The organism is Planococcus donghaensis MPA1U2 (genome assembly GCF_000189395.1).
In the GTDB taxonomy this organism is placed as follows: Bacteria; Bacillota; Bacilli; order Bacillales_A; family Planococcaceae; genus Planococcus; species Planococcus donghaensis_B.
On the sequence record NZ_AEPB01000001.1, the window covers coordinates 89,385 to 113,445 of the forward strand.

The 24,061-nt window shown below is 40.0% G+C and carries 18 protein-coding genes and 1 riboswitch; of the genes, 12 read left to right on the forward strand and 6 right to left on the reverse strand.

Translation table 11 applies throughout. The features are described from left to right. Positions 1-92 precede the first annotated feature (92 nt). Positions 93-1,592 carry a malate:quinone oxidoreductase gene (locus tag GPDM_RS00375; RefSeq protein WP_008427804.1) on the forward strand — a complete coding sequence of 500 codons (1,500 nt, stop codon included), beginning with the start codon at positions 93-95 and terminating at the stop codon, positions 1,590-1,592. Between the two features lie 73 nt (positions 1,593-1,665). Here the strand turns inward: GPDM_RS00375 and GPDM_RS00380 are convergent, their stop codons facing one another. The 3 genes from GPDM_RS00380 to glcT form a co-directional block, all read right to left on the reverse strand. Then, on the reverse strand, positions 1,666-2,208 hold the full coding sequence (locus tag GPDM_RS00380; RefSeq protein ID WP_008427806.1) for an ECF transporter S component: 543 nt from the start codon (positions 2,206-2,208) through the stop codon (positions 1,666-1,668). 166 nt (positions 2,209-2,374) lie between these two features. After that, positions 2,375-4,411, reverse strand: coding sequence for a glucose-specific PTS transporter subunit IIBC (gene ptsG / locus GPDM_RS00385; RefSeq protein WP_008427808.1), 2,037 nt, complete (start codon positions 4,409-4,411; stop codon positions 2,375-2,377). A gap of 159 nt (positions 4,412-4,570) precedes the next feature. Beyond that, positions 4,571-5,413 (reverse strand): glucose PTS transporter transcription antiterminator GlcT, encoded by an 843-nt coding sequence (glcT, locus tag GPDM_RS00390; protein ID WP_008427811.1) that lies wholly within the window; start codon positions 5,411-5,413, stop codon positions 4,571-4,573. A gap of 217 nt (positions 5,414-5,630) precedes the next feature. Between glcT and GPDM_RS00395 the strand changes: the two genes are divergently transcribed. Continuing rightward, the gene (locus GPDM_RS00395) at positions 5,631-6,512 is read left to right on the forward strand and encodes a Cof-type HAD-IIB family hydrolase (RefSeq protein WP_008427813.1); all 882 of its coding nucleotides are present in this window, start codon (positions 5,631-5,633) and stop codon (positions 6,510-6,512) included. Between the two features lie 73 nt (positions 6,513-6,585). Here the strand turns inward: GPDM_RS00395 and GPDM_RS00400 are convergent, their stop codons facing one another. Beyond that, complete coding sequence (locus tag GPDM_RS00400) at positions 6,586-7,569, reverse strand: cation diffusion facilitator family transporter (protein ID WP_008427814.1); 984 nt, start codon at positions 7,567-7,569, stop codon at positions 6,586-6,588. Between the two features lie 261 nt (positions 7,570-7,830). Between GPDM_RS00400 and GPDM_RS00405 the strand changes: the two genes are divergently transcribed. From GPDM_RS00405 to GPDM_RS00445, 9 genes are all read left to right on the forward strand, one after another. Beyond that, positions 7,831-10,974 (forward strand): DEAD/DEAH box helicase, encoded by a 3,144-nt coding sequence (locus tag GPDM_RS00405; protein ID WP_008427816.1) that lies wholly within the window; start codon positions 7,831-7,833, stop codon positions 10,972-10,974. 61 nt (positions 10,975-11,035) lie between these two features. Further along, positions 11,036-11,650: an NUDIX hydrolase gene (locus GPDM_RS00410; RefSeq protein ID WP_008427818.1), complete on the forward strand. Its 615-nt coding sequence runs from the start codon at positions 11,036-11,038 to the stop codon at positions 11,648-11,650. 144 nt (positions 11,651-11,794) lie between these two features. After that, entirely contained in the window at positions 11,795-12,868 is a 1,074-nt protein-coding gene (locus GPDM_RS00415) for a branched-chain amino acid aminotransferase (protein ID WP_008427820.1), read from the forward strand. Between the two features lie 148 nt (positions 12,869-13,016). Then, on the forward strand, positions 13,017-14,222 hold the full coding sequence (locus tag GPDM_RS00420) for a multidrug effflux MFS transporter (protein ID WP_008427822.1): 1,206 nt from the start codon (positions 13,017-13,019) through the stop codon (positions 14,220-14,222). Between the two features lie 148 nt (positions 14,223-14,370). Next, positions 14,371-15,789, forward strand: a complete 1,419-nt coding sequence (locus tag GPDM_RS00425; RefSeq protein WP_008427824.1) for an alkaline phosphatase — start codon at positions 14,371-14,373, stop codon at positions 15,787-15,789. Between the two features lie 22 nt (positions 15,790-15,811). Then, positions 15,812-16,459 (forward strand): DUF4352 domain-containing protein, encoded by a 648-nt coding sequence (locus tag GPDM_RS00430; protein WP_008427825.1) that lies wholly within the window; start codon positions 15,812-15,814, stop codon positions 16,457-16,459. A gap of 309 nt (positions 16,460-16,768) precedes the next feature. Then, positions 16,769-18,205 (forward strand): carbon starvation CstA family protein, encoded by a 1,437-nt coding sequence (locus GPDM_RS00435; RefSeq protein ID WP_008427827.1) that lies wholly within the window; start codon positions 16,769-16,771, stop codon positions 18,203-18,205. A 444-nt stretch (positions 18,206-18,649) separates the two neighbouring features. Further along, a complete protein-coding gene (gene proB, locus GPDM_RS00440; RefSeq protein ID WP_008427829.1) occupies positions 18,650-19,420 on the forward strand; it encodes a glutamate 5-kinase in 771 nt (256 codons plus the stop codon). A 28-nt stretch (positions 19,421-19,448) separates the two neighbouring features. Then, positions 19,449-20,726, forward strand: a complete 1,278-nt coding sequence (locus tag GPDM_RS00445) for a glutamate-5-semialdehyde dehydrogenase (RefSeq protein WP_008427830.1) — start codon at positions 19,449-19,451, stop codon at positions 20,724-20,726. Positions 20,727-21,045: 319 nt separating this feature from the next. Here GPDM_RS00445 and GPDM_RS00450 read toward each other — a convergent pair whose 3' ends face one another. After that, positions 21,046-21,459, reverse strand: a complete 414-nt coding sequence (locus GPDM_RS00450) for a DUF4395 domain-containing protein (protein WP_008427832.1) — start codon at positions 21,457-21,459, stop codon at positions 21,046-21,048. A gap of 91 nt (positions 21,460-21,550) precedes the next feature. Continuing rightward, complete coding sequence (gene mgtE / locus GPDM_RS00455) at positions 21,551-22,909, reverse strand: magnesium transporter (RefSeq protein ID WP_008427834.1); 1,359 nt, start codon at positions 22,907-22,909, stop codon at positions 21,551-21,553. A 125-nt stretch (positions 22,910-23,034) separates the two neighbouring features. Beyond that, a riboswitch (cyclic di-GMP riboswitch) is annotated at positions 23,035-23,122 on the forward strand. Positions 23,123-23,169: 47 nt separating this feature from the next. Here mgtE and GPDM_RS00460 point away from each other — a divergent pair. Further along, positions 23,170-24,039 carry a hypothetical protein gene (locus GPDM_RS00460; protein WP_008427836.1) on the forward strand — a complete coding sequence of 290 codons (870 nt, stop codon included), beginning with the start codon at positions 23,170-23,172 and terminating at the stop codon, positions 24,037-24,039. Positions 24,040-24,061: the final 22 nt, after the last annotated feature.

Here is a 24,061-nt window from a genome sequence, read left to right on the forward strand (position 1 = left end):
GGTGTGTTTTATGGTTGAACCTGGCTTTTTGTATTATTTGATCAGGAGCAAGCTGCACCTATTTGCAAATATACGGGATAAGGAAGGTTTTAATGGACAACCAACAGAAAAATAAAAATATCATCTTAATCGGCGCTGGAGTTATGAGTGCAACTTTGGGAGCGATGCTTAAAGAGCTAGCCCCTGATTGGAATATTAAAGTGTTTGAAAAACTTGAAAAAGCAGGCGCTGAAAGTTCAAACGAATGGAATAACGCAGGTACAGGTCACGCGGCACTTTGCGAACTGAACTATACACCTGAACAAGAAGATGGCTCAATTGATATTAAAAAAGCGAGCAGCATCAACGAACAATTCCAACTTTCTAGACAATTTTGGTCGTTCCTTGTAAACAATAAACGCATTGAAAATCCAAAAGACTTTATCATGTCAATTCCTCATATGAGCATGGTTCAAGGCGAAGACAATGTTCGCTTTTTAAAAAATCGTTTTGAAGCTTTGACGAAAAGTCCTTTATTTAAAGGGATGGAATTCTCAACGGAAACAGAAAAGTTAAAAGAATGGATGCCTCTGATTATGGAGGGTCGTACGTCAACTGAAGCAATCGCAGCTACGAAAATCGATACAGGGACTGACGTCAACTTTGGCGCGTTAACAGAAATGTTGTTTGAGTACTTGGGCGAACAGCAAGTAGAAATGAACTACAACCATACAGTTAAAGATATTACACGTAATAGTGACAGCACATGGGAAGTAAAAGTGCAGGACTTAGATAACAACAAAATTGAATACCATAGTGCAGATTTCGTCTTTATCGGCGGCGGTGGCGGAAGCTTGCCATTGTTACAAAAAACAGGTATTCCTGAATCGAAACAAATTGGTGGATTCCCGGTTAGTGGTTTGTTCTTAGTTTGCAACGACCCTGAAATTGTGGAACAACACCATGCAAAAGTATACGGTAAAGCAAAAGTTGGCGCTCCGCCAATGTCCGTACCTCATTTAGACACACGCTTTATCGACAACAAAAAATCATTGTTGTTCGGACCGTTTGCTGGATTCTCTCCAAAATTCCTGAAAACAGGATCGAATATGGACTTGATCGGCTCTGTAAAACCGAACAATGTCTTCACGATGCTTGCTGCAGGAGCAAAAGAAATGTCATTAACCAAATACCTTGTTCAACAAGTATTGTTATCGAACGAAAAACGCGTAGAAGAGTTACGTGAATTTATCCCAACTGCGAAACTAGAAGATTGGGAAGTAGTCGTTGCCGGGCAACGTGTACAAGTGATTAAAGATACAGATAAAGGAAAAGGAACACTTCAGTTTGGTACAGAAATTGTAACGTCTGCTGACGGTTCTATTGCAGCATTATTAGGAGCTTCACCTGGTGCATCTACGGCAGTTCATGCGATGCTTGAAATTTTCCAAAGATGTTTCCCAGAACAAGTAGGCGAATGGGAACCAAAAATCAAAGAAATGATTCCGTCTTACGGCGTATCATTGTCTGAGAACCCTGAGCTTCTTCAAGAAATCCATGCATCAACTGCAAAAGCATTGCAGTTGGACGAAAAGAACACAATCACAAAATAAGCTAGTGTAAATGCATTTTAAAAACCCCGTTCGCCTATAAAAGGTGAACGGGGTTTTGTTATGGAAAACTAGTTTATTTGAAATAAGGTGTTTTCTTTAAAGCAATCGCAACAGGAATTGCAATGATTAATCCCACTACGTTTTGAACGATGTTTCCTGGAATTGAAGCGGCTGGAATAACCCAGCTGCTGAAAATGATAGCTTCGCCTATATAGTAGATAGCAATCATTAGTGGCATTGAAACAACAGCAGCTAAAATATTGAAAGACGTGCTGTTACCAGTTCGGTTACCCGACCAAGCGATTTTCCCGACCAAGTACCCTTGAAGACCGCGCGCGATGATGGTGATGGGTGCCCATAAAGTCCAACCAGAAACTAAATCAAACAAGCCCATGCCGATAGCGCCTGCGATCAATCCTTTTTTAGGACCAAAAAGAATCGCGATGATGAAAAGCATAGCTGTACCGAGGTGAACCAGTCCGCCATTGGCAGCAATCGGTAAACGAATATTCAAAAGTAACGTGGCAACGAAGACAAGTGCAATGGCCATCGAACTTAAGATCAAATCAAAGGTACGAGAATTAGCTGCTGGTGAATAGCTAGATGTTTTTTGCATAGTTAGTAACCATCCTATCTTTTCTTTTTCAGATAAGATTAGCAGAGGGTTGGACTAGTTAAAAGCGTCAATTTCCAATAAAACTTAGGGGTCAGATGAAATGAAGAAAACCCGGTCGCATTTGGAGAATCCAAATACAACCGGGCTTTTAATAAATATTTCTGGTTTAAACGACAGATTCTCCGTTAATAATTTCCATAACATCCGAATCCTTAGCTTTTACTGCACCAGATTTTTTAAGTTTAATTGATTGTCCTTCTTCAAGATTAGTGAAGACAACAGGCGTAATAATTGATGCTGCGTGTTCAGCGATATAGTCCAAGTCCATTTCCATTAAGAGTTGTCCTTGTTCAACTAAATCGCCTTGTTCGATATGTGAAGTAAAGCCTTCGCCTTTCAAGTTTACCGTATCAATCCCGATATGGATTAGAATTTCTGTGCCATTATCAGCTGCAATCCCAATTGCATGCTTTGTCGGGAATACTGTAACGACTTTCCCGTTTACTGGAGAAAAAACTTTTCCTTCAGTTGGTTTGATCGCAAAACCATCGCCAACCATTTTTCCGGAAAATACTTGATCCGGGACTTCTGAAATCGGTAAGATGTCCCCTGTTATCGGGCTGTTAAACTCCAGTGGCGTTGCTGAAACAACTGAATCTTTAGTTGGAGCTGCCGTTTTTGCAGCTGGACGAGGTGATTTCCCATTAATGATGTCTTGCATTTGACCGCGCAAACTATCCGATACAGGTCCAAAAATAGCCTGAATGTTATTACCAACTTCCATAACACCTGAAGCACCTAGTTTTTTCAAACGTTTTTTATCTACATTGCCTTTGTCATTAACACTGACACGTAAACGTGTGATACAAGCATCAAGATGCGTAATATTTTCTTGTCCGCCCATAGCGGCAAGAATTTCATACGGCAAGTCGCCAATTTCTTCTGTCTCTTCATCGCCTTCTTCAGCGATTTCGCGTCCAGGTGTCAGTAAATTGAATTTTTGAATCGCGAAACGGAAACCAAAGTAATAAATGACGGAGAACACAAGCCCAACGACAATTACCCAGAACCATTCTGTTCTGCCGGGCATAACACCAAATAGTAAGAAGTCAATGAGTCCCCCAGAGAATGTCATCCCAATTTTAACGTTAAGTAAATGCATCGTCATAAATGATAGTCCTGCAAAAATCGCATGAACACCGAATAATACAGGTGCTACGAATAAGAAAGTAAATTCAAGTGGTTCTGTAATCCCTGTTAGGAATGAAGTCAAAGCACCAGAAGCCATGATGCCGCCGACAACTTTCTTGTTCTCAGGACGAGCCGTGTGGTAAATCGCAAGTGCTGCAGCTGGAAGACCAAACATCATGAATGGGAATTTACCCGTCATAAATGTACCAGCCGTAAAGTCTACACCGTCCTGCAGTTGAGCAAAGAAGATACGTTGGTCGCCTCGAACAATATCGCCGGCAACTGTTGTATATTGACCAAATTCAAACCAAAATGGTGAGTAGAAAATATGATGCAAACCAAATGGAATTAATGAGCGTTCAACGGTTCCAAAAACAAAAGCCGCTAGCGTACGGTTTGTTTCTAGCATAAAGTGAGAAAGTGCGTTCAATCCGCCTTGAGCAAAAGGCCAAACCATGAACATTACGATACCAAGAAAAACAGCTGAAAACGCAGTAATAATTGGGACAAAACGTTTTCCTGCAAAAAATCCTAAAAACTGAGGCAACTGAATGTTAAAGAATTTGTTGTACAGGAAGGCAGCTAAAATACCGACGATAATCCCGCCAAATACACCTGTTTGTAATGTAGGAATTCCGAGTACGTTAGCATAAGCTGGATCAGTCGTCATTTCTAGCGTGATTCCGCCAAACGCTTTCATGGTGACGTTCATGATCAAGTAACCAATGATGGCTGCAAGCCCTGCTACACCATCACCACCGGCAAGGCCGATTGCGACACCAACAGCAAATAGTAAAGGAAGGTTAGCAAAGACGATTCCGCCTGCTTCTGCCATTACGTATAATAATTGCTGAATCCAGTTAGCTCCCATAAAAGGAACCGCTTCCAAAAATGATTCTTGTGCAAAGCTTGTACCGAAAGCTAGTAAGATACCAGCAGCTGGTAAGAGTGCAACCGGTAACATTAAAGCTTTACCAACTTTTTGCAATGTACCAAATAAGTTAAATGACATGTAATTTCCTCCTCTATGGGTTGTATATGAAAAAACAATTGAATCCATAATAAAAGGCATGAGCAGAAAAGGGAAAAGTCAATAAAAGGACAGTATTGTCCTGTTGGTTAACTTTCGTCTTTTCATACTCATGCCTGATCGAATCAGTAACACGTATGGTCAGAATTTATGTGTCAAGCGCTGCAAGTGAATCGTCAAATACATGACTTCTGATTCATCTACGGGCTTATTCAATTGGTTTTGCATTACTTTTATGAGCTTCCAAGCAAGATTATAGCACACAGGATATTCACTTTTCAACATAGCAGCCAATTTATTTTCTTCGCTAATAATAGTGCCTTTATCGGCGCGGTCAATTGCCCGGTGAAGATATTGGATTAAGCGGTGATAATCGATGTTGTTTTTATCCAGTTGAATATCCAAGTTGTTTTCGATAATCTCTACCAGTTGGGACAGTAATGAATGATAGCGCTTAATATCACGTAACGACTTGTCTGTTACTGCACTATGAATATGAAGAGCGATAAAGCCAACCTCACCTTCTGGAAAAAAGACGCCTGTCCGCTCTTCTATTTTTTGAACAACATCTTTAGCAACAAGATATTCTTTTGGATACAGGGATTCTATTTCAAATAAAAAAGGGTTGGAGAATTGGATATCCTTTTTTGCACGGTTAATAGCAAAGGCAATATGGTCGGTTAATGCAACGTGGATATGTTCATTGAGTTCTTTACCCATTTTTTCTTCGATAAAAAGAAGCAATTCTTGGATAAACGCGATGAGTTTTTCTTCAATATATGGAAGTAGATTTACATACTGTTCCATTTCTTTCTCATCTTTAAGCAAAAATGTTTTATCGGCTTGATCAAAAGGAACAGAATCTCCTTTTTTTCGGTTAAAACCAAGACCATTGCCGATTAATACAACTTCTTTATAAACATCGTTATGAGCAATCACGACATTATTATTTAATACTTTTTGAATGGTCAAGACCTGTTTCATTTTAACCTCCATCTGCCATTGCTAGCTTAGTTAAACAAATTTTTTACCACATCAAATAAAATCTGAAAATTTCTCTTTCTAGTATTCTAACATTTTCTACCTTTCTGCAGTAGTTCAAATCCTTTTACCGACAAGGAGTTGTGCTTTCATTGAGTTTAGAAATAGCACGGCGTATACTGAGAGGTATCAAGCGCATAGAACAACAGGAGGTAATTGAGTGACTAGTAACCCGAAAGCCATCTTTTTAGATATGGATGGAACAATCTTAAATCATTATAACGAAGTAAGTCCTGAAACAAAGCAAGTGATAGATCAACTCCGGGATCACGGAACTTTTGTTTTTATCGCGACAGGTAGATCAGCGGACGAACTAGCAGAAATGTTGCCAGAAGGTTTTGCAGTAGATGGCGTTATTACCGCAAACGGCATGGCAGGCTATATTGGCGATGAAATCGTGTTTGAGCATGCGTTATCGCTAGAATTGGTGAAAACGATTATTGAGAAAGCACGCGAACGAAAAATCTATTATGAGCTGTTCCCACATGGCAGCCAGCGAGTCGTATTAGAGCAAGATAAATCATTTGTCGAAGCGGCAATTCGTGATCCAAAGCCTGATTCCGTCCAGATTAACGAATGGATTTCGCGTCAGAAAGCCATAGAAGAAGATATTGAGTGGACATCAGAAATAACAGGAGATCATTTTTCGAAATTTTATTTTTTCGCAAGAACACGCGATGAAATTGAGGCGTGGAAAGCTGAACTAAAAGACTTACAAAAAGAGATGAACTTTTCGATGACACCTTCGTCTCCGCATAACGCAGAAGTCATGGTAGCCGAAATCAATAAAGCATCAGGCATCCAAGAAATGTTAGAGCGATTCGGCTTAACAGGTTGTGAGACATTGGCTATCGGAGACAGCGATAATGATTTGAAAATGTTTGAATATGTTAACCATGCGGTAGCAATGAAAAATGCCCCAGATCACATTAAAGAAAAGGTAAATGAAGTTACTGAATTTACTTGTGATGAAAACGGCGTTTCGCATTACTTAAAAACGGTGGTATTGAACAATATGGTTATGAAAGAACCAAAAGTATAAGAAAAAAGGCAATCAGAACCGTAGATCTTACACGGGTTTGATTGCTTTTTTCCTGGTGCTTCAATATCTAAAATTACTTTGGATTATTATTTAAGATTTGACTCCATGTGTCGACATCATCGTCATCATCAAATTCAATAATAACATCGGTGACATTTTCCACAGCTTCTTTAATCTTTTTATCAATATAATTTCGAATCTCATCAGCTTCTTTAATCGTCATATGAGGATCAACTTCGACTTTTAGTTCAACATGTAGGCTTTCGCCTTCTTTAATAACGTCTAAATTTTGAATATCGTTAATATGTGGATGTTGTAAAATACGTGCGCCCATACGTGCCTGCATTTTCACATCAGCCACTCCGAGTGCGCCTGCTGCATTGTCCATAAAGATACGACCCACAACAAAAACAAGGGCAATACCAATAACAATCGAAGCATAACCCGTAGCACTATGGAAGGGTGTATAGGTAGCGACAACAATCGCTAGCATTGCAAGGAGTGCGCCACCAACTGCAACATTATCTTCTAAAAATACAAGTTTTGAAGCGGGCTTAGCATCTTTAACGTTTTTATAGCTTTCAGGAATTAACTTAAAACCTTTAGTTTGTTCTTTTGGTAAGTGCTCTGTAATTTCCTTCATCGCTTTATAAAGTACCGCCATTTCAAGCAAGGCAGAAGCACCGAGAACGCCCATATTCAACCAAAACCAATCTTCTGAATGAGTGGCATTTGATATGTGATGAATCCCTTCGACAATGGTTTCATAAGCCAAAACCCCAACAATTAATACAGCTCCAAGTAGTACAAGGTTGACCAGTCGACCAAATCCTCCAGGAAAGCGCTCTGTTGGTTCTTTTTTACTTAATGCAGATCCAATAAAAACAAAAAATTGGTTCGCGGCATCCCCAAAGCTGTGCATCATTTCAGCAAACATCGCTACGTTTCCCGTTATTAAATAAGCAGCTGTTTTGAGAATAGCTACAATCGTATTAATAATGGCTGCCCATAAAGCGGACTTGGTGCCGAACTTCATCAAACCAAAAAGCTCTTTCATGTCATTTTCTCCTTTCAGTTACGAAGCATCTGTAATTTAGTAGTTCATCACTTATTTCCCTTAGCGCAGAAATCAAAACACTGAGGCACTTGGAAACAAGTGCTTTTTCTATTGAGTGTATACTTAAAGAATCTTTAGTAAAAGAATGAATCAGAGATGAGAAAATGAGAAGCTATCGTTGATTCACGTTATGCAGTTAGAGATAATAGTAAAAACATCAAAATGGTCCCGAGAAGCTTATCTCAGGAAGGAATTTTTCATATGAACTTTTCACTAAATGAATCACAAATAAAAAAATTATGCGGCCAAGTGGCTTTCAAAAAAGGAAAATCCTTTTTTCAAGCAGGAAAAATCCGGCTAACGCCGGACTCTAGTGACGACCGACTTATAAAAGGTTTTGTTGCAGGGCGCGACGAATTTCATGTCAGCGTAAAACAAGAGGCAGATGGGGAAGTGTTGGCTTCTTGTAGTTGCCCACCGGTTGGATTTGTAACGACTTACTGTCATCATATTGCGGGAGTTTTGCTAGCGATTGATAGTATGCAACAACGTGAAAATCCTACAAGAAAAATGATGGAGTTATTCTCGCGGCAGGCTGAGGGGACGAAAGGGCGACGCCAGTATTTTGATCAACGTCAATTACTGCAAATTGAATTTAGTGTACTGCCAGTTTTATTCGAAGACACTGCGTACCTTACCTTGCAACTGGCTGCAGGTGATGAGCCCATTCAATATATTGATAGATTTCTAGATGCAGTCAGGTCCGAAAAGCGCTACAGTGAACCGTTTGGAATCGATTATTCCCCGGAAAACCATCGCCTAGAAAAGAGCGAAGAGGAAGTCCTTGATTACTTAGCAAAAATCCGAATTGCAGGGGCGGGAAAAGCAGAAAAAAACGATGTGCTCACTATTACTGCTTCAGATTGGGAGCGGCTCTTGCCTTTGCTGCAATCCACTTCTTGCGTCCAACTTGTTGGAGCGGGGAGAGTAACAAATGGTCTGTCGATTGAAAAGCAATTGCCGCTGTCCTTTCATTTTAGCGAACACCGATCGGGTGGATTTCGGTTAGATGTAGAAGGTCTTGAAGAAATACTCGTTCTACAAGCTTATGAATTAGCATTTGCAAATGGTGCGCTCATTTATTTGGCCAATGAAGATGCAAAACGCCTTTCAGAACTGAAGGCATTACTGCCGAATGGACTGGATCAATTGCTCCTTTCAGCAGAAGAAATAGATTATTTCATGGCAACAGTGGTGCCGGGATTAGAGCGTTTAGGGAGTGTCTATATCGCTGATGCAGTAGCTGAGCGGCTTGAGCAAACGCCTCTACGCGCCAAATTGTTTCTCGACCGAATCCGTCATCGCTTACTAGCGGGCGTAGAATTTCATTATGGTCATTTAGTGATCAATCCATGCGAAGAGTCAGAAGATGAATTCCGGCATTATCCAGGAATTCGCAGACAACGTGAAGAAGAGCAAAATATTATGCGCATAATGAAAGACAGTGCATTTACGCAAACCGATGGTGGCTTTTACATGCAAGACGAAGATTCAGAATATCATTTTTTGTATCACGTCATTCCATTGTTAGAAGAGCGGATGCAAATCTTTGCGACGACTGCTGTGAAAATGCGCGTTTCAAAAAACTATGGTGGGCCGAAAGTGAAAGTTGAGATTAGTGAACGAACAGATTGGCTGGAATTTCGTTTTGACATGCAAGATATTCCTGAAGCTGAGATTAAAAAAATTTTAACAGCTTTAGAGGAAAAACGACCTTATTACCGAATCCCTAACGGTACGTTAATGTCGTTGGAAACTCAAGAATTCCTCGATTTAAGTGACTTTTTGCGTGAGTTGAATGTCGATGCAGCTAATTTTGGAAGAGAAGAAATTCGCATTCCGCTCATTCATGGCTTGCATTTAGTTTCTTCTTTAGATGAAGGGCAGTTGCTAGACCCAGGGACGAACTTTGCAAATTTACTCCAAAACTTAAATCGCCCCGAAGCATTAGGAACAGATGTCCCAACAAGCTTAAAAGGGGTACTTCGTGATTATCAAGAAGCTGGATTCCGCTGGCTCAAACTATTGGCAAGCTATAAATTCGGTGGTATTTTAGCTGATGATATGGGGCTTGGCAAAACCTTGCAAAGCATTGCTTTTATCGTTTCCGTGTTGCCTAATGTTCGTAAACAACAGCAACCGGTACTCGTCGTTGCGCCGTCATCGCTTGTTTACAATTGGCTAAATGAATTGACGAAATTTGCACCAAGCATCAAAGCGGGAATTATAGATGGTGATAAAACAACAAGAGCTTCTTTGATTAAAAAAATATCAACGTTAGACGTGGTTATCACGTCTTACCCTTCTTTACGTATGGACCAAGTGTTATACCGTGATCAGCACTTTCACACTTTGTTCTTAGATGAAGCACAAGCTTTTAAAAATCCCGTTACTCAAACAGCGAAAGCTGTAAAGGGCATTAAAGCGGATTATCGATTCGCATTGACGGGCACACCTATTGAAAACTCACTAGATGAGCTATGGTCAATTTTCAATGTGGTGTTCCCGGAACTTTTGCCAAACCGCAGGCTGTTTAGTGAAATGAGACGAGACCATATTAAAAAACGCGTACGTCCATTTATTTTGCGTCGCGTTAAAACCGAGGTCTTAACAGAACTTCCAAACAAAGTAGAGTCTATCCATTTTTCAGAGCTGCAACAAGAGCAAAAGAAATTGTATGCTGCCTATTTAGCAGAATTAAAACAAGACGCCTTCAAGCATTTAAACAAAGACAGCTTTCAAAAAAACCGCATTCGCATTTTAGCGGGACTAACGCGGTTGCGCCAATTGTGTTGTCATCCTGCATTGTTTGTTGAAGGATACGACGGAGGATCTGCCAAGTTTGATCAGCTAATGGAGTTGTTAACAGAATGCCGCGCAACCGGACGTCGCGTACTCGTGTTTTCACAGTTTACACAAATGCTTGGCATTATTGGCAATCAATTGGCGAAAGAAGGAGTGCCTTACTTCTATCTGGATGGCCAAACACCTCCGCAAGAGCGTGTAGAGCTTTGCCGACGCTTTAACGAAGGACAAGGAGAGTTGTTTTTAATTTCGTTAAAAGCGGGTGGTACGGGTTTAAATTTAACTGGTGCTGACACAGTTGTTTTATATGATCTCTGGTGGAATCCAGCTGTCGAACAACAAGCCGCAGATCGGGCACATCGTATGGGACAAGAAAAGGAAGTCCAAGTTGTTCGGCTCATTGCTAAAGGCACCATTGAAGAAAAAATTAACGAATTACAAATGAAAAAGAAAAACTTAATCGACGATGTAATTTTATCGGGAGAAGAGCCGTTAAAGGCGATGTCTGCAGAAGATATACGAGAGATTTTAACGATTTAGTGCCTGAAAGGAATTATATTGGGGGATTTGGTAAAATAGATACAAGAGATGAGGTGTGGAGATGGACCCGAAAAATATGTTAGAAAAAATGAAAAATCGAACTCCTGAAGTATTAGGAAATAAGGATTTCTCAAAATCTGCAATTTTATTGCCTTTGATTGAACAAGATGGAGAAACCCACGTCCTCTTCGAAGTGCGTTCACACGACCTTAGGAACCAACCGGGAGAAATCTGTTTTCCGGGAGGGAAAATTGATGACCAAGATCAGACTGAGGAAGACACTGCGGTTAGAGAGACGATCGAAGAACTTGGGATAAGAAGAGCTGATATCTCAAATATTTTTCCACTCGATTATATTGTTTCGCCGTTTGGGATGATTATTTACTCATTTGCAGGTGTAATTGACCCGGAGGTTCCATTTCACCCTAATCCGTCAGAAGTCGACAGTATCTTTACAGTACCGCTTTCTTTTTTCTTAGAAAAAGAGCCGAAAATGTATCATATCAATTTTGATATCCAACCTGAGAAAAATTTTCCCTATGATTTAATTGCAGGAGGAGAAAATTACAATTGGCATGCACGCAAAATTGATGAATATTTTTATATTTATGAAGACAAAGTAATTTGGGGACTTACGGCCAAAATACTTGCTCACTTTATCGAGATCATTCGCTGAATGGTCTTTTTTTTGGAAAAGAACAGGTCTTTTATCGTAATTTTAAAATTAGAGACTCGATACGCTTTTAAAGCACCTAATATGTGTGTATAATTATTCATATGACTGATAATTAAAATTATTTTTACAAAAGGAGTCCTGACGATGACTACATACCAGCTAGAAGTTCTTGAAAATACGAACAAAAAAGAAAAACCGGTAAAAGACCAAGTGCCATTCGGGACTACATTCACAGATCATATGTACGTCTTAGAATACGAAACGGAAAAAGGCTGGTATGATCCAAAAATTATTCCTTATGGCCCGATTAGTTTAGATCCTGCAGCGATGATTTTTCACTACGGACAAACTGTTTTTGAAGGTATGAAAGCTTATCGCACAGAAGATGGACGAGTTTTATTGTTCCGTCCAGAAAAAAACTTTGAACGGTTAAACCTTTCAAGCGAACGATTGAGCATTCCGCCAATCGATGAGAAACTGGCGTTAGAACATTTAACTGAGCTGATTAAACTTGAAAAAGACTGGGTTCCTAAAACACCTGGAACGTCTCTTTATATCCGTCCGTACATCATTTCAACAGATGCGAACCTTGCAGTAGGACCATCTCAAACGTATAAATACATGGTTATTTTATCGCCAGTAGGCTCTTATTTCCCAGGCGGGCTTAAACCGGTTGTGATTCATGTAGAAGATAAATTTACGCGTGCCGTAAAAGGTGGAACAGGAATGGCGAAAACAGCCGGCAACTATTCTTCTGGGTACCAAGCACAAGCTAATGCGAAAAAAGAAGGCAATGCGGATGTGCTTTGGTTAGACGGTGTGGAGAAAAAATACATCGAAGAAGTCGGAAGCATGAACATCTTCTTTAAAATCAATGGAGAAGTGGTAACACCTGAGTTGAACGGCAGCATTCTAAAAGGCATTACCCGTATGTCGATTATTGAATTACTTGGCACTTGGGGAATTTCAGTTACAGAAAAACGAATTTCAGTGGATGAGCTTTATGAAGCTTTTGAAGCGGGTCAAGTAGAAGAAGTTTTTGGTACTGGTACTGCAGCTGTAATTTCTCCAGTGGGCGAACTGAACTGGAAAGGCAAAAAAATGATTATTAACAACCACGAAATCGGTGAATTGTCACAGAAAATTTATGATACTATTACAGGCATCCAAACAGGCAAAGTAGAAGATACACTTGGTTGGACTGTGGAAGTAAAATAAATCTATATAATCGCATTATTTTAACCCGTAGCTGTCAGCTTATCCGTTGTGATAAACTGATAGTTGCGGGTTTTTTGGTGATGTAATTTACATAAGCTCGAATTGAGTTATATAGATAAGTGATGATAGAAAAGAAGGTGTAGATATTTTGAAAAGTTCCACTGGTTTGACGCGTACTCATTTTATTTTATTGGTAGGTGCGTTGACTACATTAGTTCCGTTTACGATTGATATGTATTTACCGGCATTTCCGATTTTAGCAGACGTCTATCAAACAAATGCCAGCTCTGTTCAATTAAGTCTTACAGCCTGCTTGTTAGGATTAGCAATCGGCCAATTGGTTGCAGGTGCCTTGAGTGATATGCACGGTAGACGCAAACCTTTATTAATTTCCTTGATCGTTTATATCGGCGCATCGATTGCTTGTATATTTGCTCCAAACATTTACGTATTTATATTTTTACGCTTTATACAAGGCTTTGCAGCTTCTGGAGGACTCGTTATTTCCCGGGCAATCGTACGAGATGTCAGTCATGGACCTGAACTAACCCGGTTGTTTGCGTTATTGATGGTTATCGGTAATTTGGTACCTTTAATCGCACCTTCAATTGGAAGCGGAGTGCTTTTAGTTGCTGACTGGAAAGGGGTTTTCATGTTACTGACGCTACTGGGAATCTTTTTGTTAGTGCTTTCGGCTTCTCGTTTAAAAGAAAGTTTACCACCTGAAAAACGGGTGCCAAGCAATTTAACCTCCACGTTCGGTAACTTTGCAGGGATCTTAAAAAATCGTCAATTTACAGGATATGCATTGGCCCAGGGCTTTTTAATTGGTGGAGTTTTTGCGTACGTATCCGGAACACCGTTTATTTACCAAAATATTTATGGCGCTTCTCCACAAATGTTTAGTTTGTTGTTCGGGATGAACGGCATTGCACTAATTATCGGGAGTTACTCGGTTGGTCGATTTACACATATTTGGTCTGAAAAAAGATTTTTAGAAACTGCACTTTATGCGGCAACCATAGCGGGTGCCCTCTTATTAACGGTCGTATTAATGAATGGACCTTTATGGGCAGTTGTTATTCCCATTTTCTTTTTTATTATGTCTATTGGGGTGGTCGGAACGTCTTCTTTTACCCTTGCTATGGAAAGCCAAGGGCATGTGGCAGGAAGTGCATCTGCATTGCTCGGGTTATTACCTTTTATCCTTGGAGCCGCAACAGCACCTTTAGTAGGGATTGCAGGAGAAAACACGGCGGTTCCAATGGGTCTCGTGATTTTTTCAATGTGTGTGATCGCATTACTTTCGTATTTGCTGTTAGCCAAAAACGCAACTTCACCAATTACCAACTAATGGGAGCCCAGAAATTTTTTCTGGGCTTTTTGTATTGTGTAAAAATACCTGTTTTTGGAAATTTACAAAAGCTAAACAATTCTCTAATAAATCCTTAACAATCAACTTCTATACTGAGCGTGTAGATCAAATGACTGGAGGAGAGAAAATGATACATAGAAATTTGAAAACGAAAGTTTTACCACTTGCTGTAGCTTCAGTAGTGGCATTGTCTGGAGTTAGTTCGTTTAACTTGTCAGCTGAAGCAGGTAGTCCAGACAAAAACCAGGGGAAAGCTCACGGCCAAGACCATAAAAAAGGAAAAAAGGATAAGGTGAAAAATGTTATTTTTCTAATCGGTGATGGCATGGGCACTTCGTACACATCTGCTTATCGTTACTTGCAAAATGACCCTTCAACAAAAATGGTGGAAGATACGGCGCTCGATGCATATTTGGTTGGACAACAATCAACTTACCCTGAAGATCCCGATCAAAATATCACGGATTCTGCTTCTGCAGCGACAGCTATGGCGGCCGGTATTAAAACGTACAATAGTGCCATCGCTGTCGATAATGATGAAAGTAGCGTGAAAACAGTTCTCGAGGCAGCAAAAGAAAAGGGTAAAGCGACAGGACTGGTCGCAACTTCTGAAATCACACATGCCACACCAGCATCATTTGGTGCACATGACATTGCACGAAAAAACATGAATGCCATTGCAGATGATTACTACGATGAACTGATTAACGGAGAGCATAAAGTTGATGTTTTATTAGGTGGAGGTGTCGATCTATTCGAACGAACAGATCGTAATCTTACAGAAGAGTTTCAACAAGATGGTTATAGCTACCTTACAGATCGCGATGACCTATTAAACAATGATGATGAGCAAGTACTTGGTTTGTTTGCACCGGCAGGTCTTCCAAAAATGATCGACCGTGACGACAGCGCGCCATCGTTAGAAGAAATGACGACCTCCGCCATCGACCGCTTGTCAGAAGATGAAGATGGTTTCTTCTTAATGGTAGAAGGCAGTCAAGTCGATTGGGCAGGACATGATAACGATATCGTGGCTGCTATGAGCGAAATGGAAGACTACGACAAAGCGTTTCAAGCGGCGATCAAATTTGCTGAAGAAGATGGCAATACATTAGTAGTTGCAACTGCCGACCATTCGACAGGAGGCTTCTCGATTGGAGCAGATGGTATCTATAACTGGTTCGGAGAGCCGATCAAAGCTGCAAAACGGACACCTGACTTTATGGCGCAACAAATTGTAGACGGGGCCGGTGTAGAAGAAACATTGAGCGAGTTTATTGACCTTGAATTGACAGCTGAAGAAATAAAAACCGTGAAACAAGCAGCAGAAAGCAAGGAATATACAGCCATCGACAACGCCATCGAAGAGATTTTCAATCAGCGCACACATACGGGATGGACAACGGGTGGTCACACAGGAGAAGACGTTCCTGTTTATGCATACGGTCCTGCAAGTGAGCAGTTTGCAGGAAAGCTCGACAATACAGATCATGCTAAAATCATTTTTGATTTACTTAAAGCGAAAGTAGAAATCAACGATAAGTAATGTATGGAAATGAGGCAATGACATGAAAAAAACGATATATGTACTACTGTTTTCAGCAGCAATACTTGGAGGATGTTCCGAACAGAATGAGTCGATAGCTGTAGCTTCGACGCCAGTCGATGAAAAAGAAGAAGTTCCGGAGTATTACGAAGGCTATGTCTTGAGTCCTCAAGCCCCGGATGACCGAACGCTTCAGGAAGTTGGCCAAAACAAGCGAGATGCGAAAGGGGAAGCTATAGTCGAAGCGGTCAATATGACCGTGAAAGATTATGAGATTGGTCCTATCGAGTTAATGGTGAAAGAAGCGAAAATTCTTCAAGTAAAGCCGGATTACAGCTTAATCGATTTTTTTCACTCCTACACTCATGAACAAGAGTTCAAAGTCGTAAAGATGTTCGTGGAAATTACCAATACCTCCAATGAACCCGTACACTTCGCTCCAACTGCTTTGTTAGAGACGGACAGAGAAGAACTCAAGCTTTGGGAAGATGATATTTACTTAGAAAGCTTAAACGGGGAACTGGCACCAGGAGAAACTAAACGAGGCAATATTGGCTTTATCATTGAAGAAAGTGACGTTGACTCGGTAACCATTACAACAAGTGATGTTTTTAATAATCGTGAAGAAAAAATTGCAAATGCATTGCAATTTGATACACGTTTCGAATAAGTGAAGGTTAATTTTAATAAGTTGTTGAAAATCCAAAATAATGAGTGCACAGGCGGAATATCGCCTGTGCACTTTTTAGAGTCAAAAATAAGTCGGAATATAATATAATTACCTTGTTTGATAGCGCTTTCGTAATAGTAGTATAAGAAATATTTCCTATGTAGGTACGTGAATTCATCATAATCAATTCGATTCTCTTGAATATAGTTATTTTACAGTATATTTGTTTTTTTCTAAATATTATGTTTATATATTTAAAAAACATGTTATCATTCTTTATACTTAACAAAACATCAGGAGGAACCGCATATGATAACCTTTTTCGCTGCTCTTGTATTACTTATTCTTGGCTATGTATTTTACTCGAAATTCATCGAACGTGTTTTTGGAATTGATGACAATACACCAACGCCCGCTTATTCTAAAACCGACAAATTAGATTTTGTCCCAATGAGCTGGTGGAAAGGGAATTTGATTCAATTATTAAATATTGCGGGTCTTGGTCCAATTTACGGAGCAGTTGCAGGTGCATTATACGGACCAGTAGCTTTTGTCTGGATCGTTGTAGGCAGCATTTTTGCCGGAGGGGTACATGATTATTTTTCAGGTGTCATGTCGATGCGTCATGGAGGCGCACAATTTCCAACCTTAGTTGGAAAATACCTAGGGAAAAATGCAAAAGTATTTATCAATGGTCTTTCTCTTGTACTGATGTTGCTAGTGACTGCAGCTTTCACGGCAGGTCCAGCACAGTTAATTGCACAAATTACACCGATTAACTTTATCACGGCATTAGCCATTATTTTCTTCTATTTTATCTTAGCGACAATTTTGCCAATCAATAAAGTGATTGGACGGATTTACCCTCTTTTAGGTGGGATTTTACTATTCATGGCAATTGCAGTAGCCGTTGCACTCGTATTCTCTGGAAAACCGATGCCAAACCTTACGTTTGAAAATCTTCACCCAGGAACGTTACCGATTTGGCCATTGTTGATGGTTACCATTTCATGCGGTGCAATTTCTGGCTTCCACTGTACGCAAAGCCCAATCATCGCGAGAACGATGAAAAAAGAGTCAGACGGTCGCAAAATCTTTTATGGTGCAATGATTATTGAAGGTGTGATTGCTTTAATTTGGGCAGCAGCCGGAATGACATTCTTTAATGGCACTGAAGGACTTGGAGCAGCGCTTGCTGCAGGAGGTCCATCCGGAGTAGTCAATGAAATTTCAATCACTTTACTTGGATCGATTGGTGGCTTGCTTGCTATTTTTGGGGTAATTATCTTACCTATTACTACAGGAGACACGGCACTCCGTTCTTCACGGATGATCTTAACGGATATGCTTGCGAAGTTTGTCAATATGCAAGGAAAAGTGAAAGTCCTGTTAGTAACGATTCCACTAGGGATTCCAACTTTCTACATGGCAACAATCGATTATACATTCCTTTGGCGTTATGTTGGATGGACCAACCAAGTGGTAGCGACATTTATGCTGTGGACAGCAGCGATTTACTTATTAAAAAATTTCAAATTCCACTGGATAGCAAGTGTACCAGCAGTCTTTATGACAGCAGTTGTTTCTATGTACATCTTCTACGCGCCAGAAGGCTTGAATATGGACTATCAAGTATCTGCAATTATTGGAGCTTGTATTACATTAGTAGTTGTTGGATGGTACGTAACTCAAGTGATGAAGTACAGAAGTTTGAAACAACTAGAAGTAGACTATCGCGCTTTATAAAACGAGAGAAAAAAAGCATGGGATCGCTTCCCATGCTTTTTTATGTAAGTAATTTCTCCGTCAAAAGTGCCGTGTATTGATCAAAAAATATATGGTAGACTAATATATCTTTTAAAATTTAATTTTTCTTTTTATACAGAATAATTAAATTAAATATTCTCGAATACTTACTTAATAAACAACTAGCACTATAAAATGGGTAAATAGATTTTCAGTATCTTGAATAAATATTCATATATTTTGCATATGTAAAAAATATAAACACTATTATATGGGAATTTAATAATAATATTGTTGACTTAAAATACGAAAGAGTGCATAATAACTCTATTCAAGAAATACAATAAAGAAGCCTACAGAAATTTAGTCACGGGGGCAAGGTTCTTCCGTTTTTGAACAAATGGAAGATTTTTTTTATTTATCAAAAACGGGTGGTGAATGCGCGTGGAGAAGAAAAGAATCGTTGTAAAGATTGGAAGTAGTTCGTTAACAGATGAACAAGGAAAGTTATCAATTGAGAAATTGCGTGAGCACGTGGATGCACTGGCTCGTTTAAAAGAAGAAGGACACGAAGTGGTATTGATCTCGTCTGGGGCCGTTGCTGCAGGGTGTATGGGCATGGGTTATTTATCACGACCTGATACATTAGTTGATAAACAATCAGCTGCAGCGGTCGGACAAAGCTTGTTATTGCAGGCTTATGCGGATGAATGCAAAAAACACAATATTGTAGCGGCACAGTTGCTACTGACGAAGGATCTTTATAAAAATGCCAATGCGACCATTTCCAAACTATTGGAGCGGAACGTTATGCCAATCATTAACGAAAATGATTCGGTTTCAGCAGAAGAACTTACTTTTGGCGACAATGATATGCTGTCGGCATTAGTTAGTGGGCTGATTCATGCGGATTTCCTCATGATTTTAACAGACATTAATGGCATATATCTCGAAAATCCAAGAACCAATCCTCAAGCTCAGAAATACCTTCACTTACATGACATTCCCGATGCGTTAATAGCTGCTACTTCTTCTGACGGTTCTGATGTTGGAACAGGCGGTATGAAGTCTAAAGTAGAAGCAGCTCGAACGGCACTAGCTTTCGGGGTCCAAGTATTTATTGGATCTGGAACGGGTAGTGAAAAGCTAGTCGATATTTTTCACGGAACAGGCGATGGTACCTATATCGGTGTCAAAACAAAAATGAGTGTTTAACGAACAAGAAATTGAAAGGGGCAATTGGATGACGAAACTGGTTCAAGAGCAAGAAACCGACCAAAGCGAACTTCTGCAAAAAGCGAAAAAGGCAAAATACGCTTCAGCGATATTAGCAAAATCGACGACAAAGCAAAAGAATCAAGCTTTGCGTGCTATTTCAGCGCAATTGTTAGAAGAACAAGCGTATATTTTAACGGAAAATAACAAAGACGTAGAAGTTGGCCGTCAAAATGAAATGAGTGAATCTTTAGTAGATCGTCTAAAGCTTGATGAGTCTCGGATAAAAGACATGGCGGATGCCTTAATTCAGCTAACGAAACTAGCAGACCCAGTAGGCGAAGTGCTTGAGAAGTGGGAACGTCCAAACGGTTTAACGATGTCCAAAATACGCGTACCTTTAGGTGTTGTAGGCATGATCTACGAAGCGCGTCCCAATGTCACGGTAGATGCTTCAAGTTTATGTTTGAAAACAGGGAATGCGGTAGTGTTGCGCGGCAGTTCGACCGCCATCCATTCAAATAAAGCTATTGTTGCGGTTATTCATCGAGCACTTGAGAAAAGTGAGTTGCCTGTAGAATCGGTCCAATTATTAGAAGATACGAGCAGAGAAGCAGCATCTCACATGTTCAAGTTAAACCAATATTTAGATGTGCTAATTCCTCGTGGAGGCGCGAAGTTGATTCAGACGGTCGTTCAGAATTCTACCGTTCCGGTATTGGAAACAGGTGCAGGAAATTGTCATATTTATATTGATGAGACAGCGAACGTTCAAATGGCGATTGATATCGCTCTAAATGCCAAAACACAACGTCCATCTGTTTGTAACGCTTGTGAGAGCATTTTAGTCCATCAAGCATGGGCAGATAAGCATTTGCCGCTCTTGTTGAGCGCTTTACAAGATCAGCATGTGACAATACACGGTAATGAACCTGTACAAAAACTCTCACCTAATGTGATACCTGCGAAAAAAGAGGATTGGGGTACAGAATACCTCGGACTGGAAGTAGCAATAAAAACCGTTAGTGATGTTAGTGAAGCGATTGAGCACATTAATACGTACGGAACAAAACATTCAGAAGCGATTATTTCGAAAACATCAGAAAACGTCGATCAATTTTTCATGGAAATCGATGCGGCTGCTGTGTATCACAATGCTTCTACTCGATTTACAGATGGTTTCGAATTTGGATTTGGTGCAGAAATCGGCATTAGTACACAAAAGCTTCATGCGCGAGGACCAATGGGCTTACCAGCTTTAACATCGACAAAATACATTATACGCGGCAATGGACAAATAAAATAAAGAGTAAAAGAGGTATTGGGGTGATGCACCGTTTCAATACCTCTGTTTGACATGTTTAGTTGTGAAAACTCTTGATATTCTTAGAACTATCGATTCACTTATATAGAAGAAAATCGCTATTTTTAGACAAGCTTATTTCTCATAGATGCTAGCGGTGGCGCGTCCACGGGGTAGACGAAGCAAGAAGACAGGTGGTCTTCCTGGCTTCTGGCGGGAGTCATCCCCAAAGCGATCAGCGCGGTTTATAGCTTTGCAAACTGCACAAATAAACTTTATCTAAAATCTGAAAGGACCCGGAGCAAAAGCTTCGGGTCCTTTTTTATGCCTGAACTTTAGTACGGTTGTGTTTCCACATCATATAACGGTAACGAATTGTACAGCCGATGCAGTAACCCATCAATGCTACACCTGCCGCAACAATGACCATGACACTAAAGGCAAAGCCAAGTAATGGTAAACCAATAGAAAAGAATAAGAACGAAAGTCCTAAACAAATAGTGGCTATCCATTGGTTAAACAATTGTTGATCTCGGTCTTCTTGTAGATAGCTCGCCATGGGCTTTTTCAAAAAACGGCGGCTCCATAAAATAACGGGGTTTTTCTTAGTGATTAATGTATAAGCTCCAACAACAAATGGGATCAATAAAATAGCTGGATGGAGCAATAATGCCATAACGACTGTAACGACGATAAAAGCTTGGTTGGTTTGGACAAGGGGTTTTGGAATAGACATAAACACGCCTCCTTCGATTTCAACCTATTATACCAAGAGACTTACTAGGTTTAAAGAAAAATGCTTAAAAAAAGAATTTTTTATTATTTTTTTACATCAAATGAGAAATAAACAAAGTCGCCATACCGAAATAAATTAATAAAGACAGAATATCGTTAATGGTCGTAATTAAAGGACCGGAAGCCACCGCTGGATCAATATTGAACCTGTACAAAATAAGAGGAATAATCGTGCCAGCCAACGTTCCGATAATTAACGTCATTAATAACGATCCACCAACAACAATTCCTAATACGAAATTACCTTGCCAGATATAAGCAATTAACAAAATAAGGACAGAACAAATAACGCCAATAATGATACCGACCCATAATTCTCGAATGATCAGCTTAATGGTTTGCTTAAAATCAAGCTTTTGCGAAGCCAGTCCGCGAACAACAACAGACAGGGATTGCGTACCAGTGTTTCCAGTCATCCCGGCAATTAACGGCATAAAAAACGTTAAAGCTACAACGGTTTGTAGCGTATTTTCGAAGCGACTAATAATACTGCCTGAAAACAATCCGATAAACAAGAGTAAAATTAGCCAAGGCAGTCGGCGGTAAGCCGCTGTCCAAGCAGGGGTGTTAAAGTCAATCGATTTACCAGAAGCTGATAATTTTTCAATATCTTCATTCGCTTCTTGCATGACCACATCGATTACGTCATCGACAGTGATAATCCCAGCAAGTGTATTGTCATTTTCAACAATTGGCAATGTGACAAAATCGTACCGGCTAATGATTTGGGCTACATCTTCTTGGTCCATCAACACGTCAGCTTTGACGACTCGCTTATACATCACTTCTTCGATTTTGTCTTCAAGATTCCCAAGGATTAAATCCTTATAGGAAACCACTCCAAGCAGTTTTTTATCTTCATCGACAATATAAAGATAGTTGAGGTATTCCGCTAATTCTGCAAAGTGCCGGATCTTATCAATAGCATCGCGAATTGTATAATGACGTGGAATCCAAACATAACGGTTATTCATAAGTCGCCCGGCTGTTTCAGGAGGGTAGGTCATTGTACTTTGGACAAATTTAGAATCGTCTTGGTTTATTTGAGACAAAAGCTCTTCAATGCGTTCCGGCTCAAGGTCGGCCAACAGCAATGCTAAATCGTCATTATCCATGCGGTCGAGTACTTTTGAGGACTTTTCCACGCCTAATTTCTGAAGAATGTCGATTTGTTCGATTTTTGGAAGTTCTTGCATCAATTCGGTTAATTGGCGAATGGATAAATAGAGCAAGAATTTATTGCGGTGCTTTTCTGGTAAGTGACGGTATTGAATTGCCATATCGTATGGTTGCAACTCATCTAGAATTTCTTGAAATTCAGTTAGTTTGCCTTCTTTTAAAGACTTGATCAAAGCCAATGTGATTTCGTCTTCACGTAATGCTATGGACATGGGATTCACTCCTTTTGTATAAAATACTGAGATGCTATTGTTGATTATTACGTTAAATCTTTCATATGAAAAGAATTATTTAAAAAAGATGGCAAAAATGCATTATTTAACATATAATGATAAAAATCTGAAAAAGGCAAACTCCATCGAAAGAGGAGGACGCAAAGCCATGAGCCTAACCGTTGAAAAACGCAAGGTCGTCAGGTTGCCAGGGTCTCGTTCTTTGAGCCACGGCTTACAGAACGGGAGGGTATGGGAAAATGAAAAAACTAATGATGGCGGGTGTATTGTTGTTGTTTATGCTGACACAAACGGGTGTCAACGCTCATGCGATGGAGTTAGATGTAAAAGCGACATGGTTGTGGAATCCGTGGATGATTTATAGTGATGAAGCGGGCACACTAGCGTTTTTAGAAAGCAAAGAAGTCAACAAAGTATATGTCCAAATTGACGAAGACATACCAGTGGCTGTCTACCAAAGCTTTATTGAAAAAGCGGGAGCATCCGGCATGACAATATATGCATTAGACGGGGCTAATGATTGGGTAGCGCCTAAAGGCTTTACCAAACAAGACCGATTGATGAACTGGCTATCTACGTATCAGCAAGAGGCTTTACCGGCTCAGAAATTTACAGGTGTCCATTTGGATGTCGAACCGTATTTATATAGTGGGTGGAATACAAACCGAGCGGCAACGATCAAATCGTACCAATCTCTTTTAAGTAAAGCAGCAACTAGTACAGCAGCGATGAATTTACCACTTGAGGCGGATATGCCTTTCTGGTTCGATGAAATCGCTTATAAAAATACGTACGGCAAAGGTGTACTCGCCGAATGGGTAATTGCTAATACAGATAGTGTTACGTTAATGGCATACCGAGATTCAGCAGCAATGATTACAGAACTCGTAAAAAATGAAGTAGCTTATGCAGAGAAATATGGAAAAACCGTTGTAGTCGGAGTGGAGACAGGGCAAACCGATGAAGGCAATAATATTTCTTTCTTTGAAGAAGGCGAAGCTTTCATGAATGGTGAGTTAGCGAAAGTGTCAGCTTATTATTCGACAGCAGCTGGATTTGGCGGGGTAGCTATTCATCATGTGGATAGCTGGAAAACAATGAAACCTTAAAATCTAAAAAACTGACGGAGAA

What these genes read in the sequence shown, in the direction of transcription:
- GPDM_RS00375 (WP_008427804.1), top strand. Translation starts at nt 93, where the DNA reads ATGGACAACCAACAGAAAAATAAAAATATCATCTTAATCGGCGCTGGA.
- GPDM_RS00380 (WP_008427806.1), bottom strand. Translation starts at nt 2,208, where the DNA reads ATGCAAAAAACATCTAGCTATTCACCAGCAGCTAATTCTCGTACCTTT.
- ptsG (WP_008427808.1), bottom strand. Translation starts at nt 4,411, where the DNA reads ATGTCATTTAACTTATTTGGTACATTGCAAAAAGTTGGTAAAGCTTTA.
- glcT (WP_008427811.1), bottom strand. Translation starts at nt 5,413, where the DNA reads ATGAAACAGGTCTTGACCATTCAAAAAGTATTAAATAATAATGTCGTG.
- GPDM_RS00400 (WP_008427814.1), bottom strand. Translation starts at nt 7,569, where the DNA reads ATGAAAGAGCTTTTTGGTTTGATGAAGTTCGGCACCAAGTCCGCTTTA.
- GPDM_RS00405 (WP_008427816.1), top strand. Translation starts at nt 7,831, where the DNA reads ATGAACTTTTCACTAAATGAATCACAAATAAAAAAATTATGCGGCCAA.
- GPDM_RS00410 (WP_008427818.1), top strand. Translation starts at nt 11,036, where the DNA reads ATGGACCCGAAAAATATGTTAGAAAAAATGAAAAATCGAACTCCTGAA.
- GPDM_RS00415 (WP_008427820.1), top strand. Translation starts at nt 11,795, where the DNA reads ATGACTACATACCAGCTAGAAGTTCTTGAAAATACGAACAAAAAAGAA.
- GPDM_RS00425 (WP_008427824.1), top strand. Translation starts at nt 14,371, where the DNA reads ATGATACATAGAAATTTGAAAACGAAAGTTTTACCACTTGCTGTAGCT.
- GPDM_RS00430 (WP_008427825.1), top strand. Translation starts at nt 15,812, where the DNA reads ATGAAAAAAACGATATATGTACTACTGTTTTCAGCAGCAATACTTGGA.
- GPDM_RS00435 (WP_008427827.1), top strand. Translation starts at nt 16,769, where the DNA reads ATGATAACCTTTTTCGCTGCTCTTGTATTACTTATTCTTGGCTATGTA.
- GPDM_RS00445 (WP_008427830.1), top strand. Translation starts at nt 19,449, where the DNA reads ATGACGAAACTGGTTCAAGAGCAAGAAACCGACCAAAGCGAACTTCTG.
- GPDM_RS00450 (WP_008427832.1), bottom strand. Translation starts at nt 21,459, where the DNA reads ATGTCTATTCCAAAACCCCTTGTCCAAACCAACCAAGCTTTTATCGTC.
- mgtE (WP_008427834.1), bottom strand. Translation starts at nt 22,909, where the DNA reads ATGTCCATAGCATTACGTGAAGACGAAATCACATTGGCTTTGATCAAG.
- GPDM_RS00460 (WP_008427836.1), top strand. Translation starts at nt 23,170, where the DNA reads ATGAAAAAACTAATGATGGCGGGTGTATTGTTGTTGTTTATGCTGACA.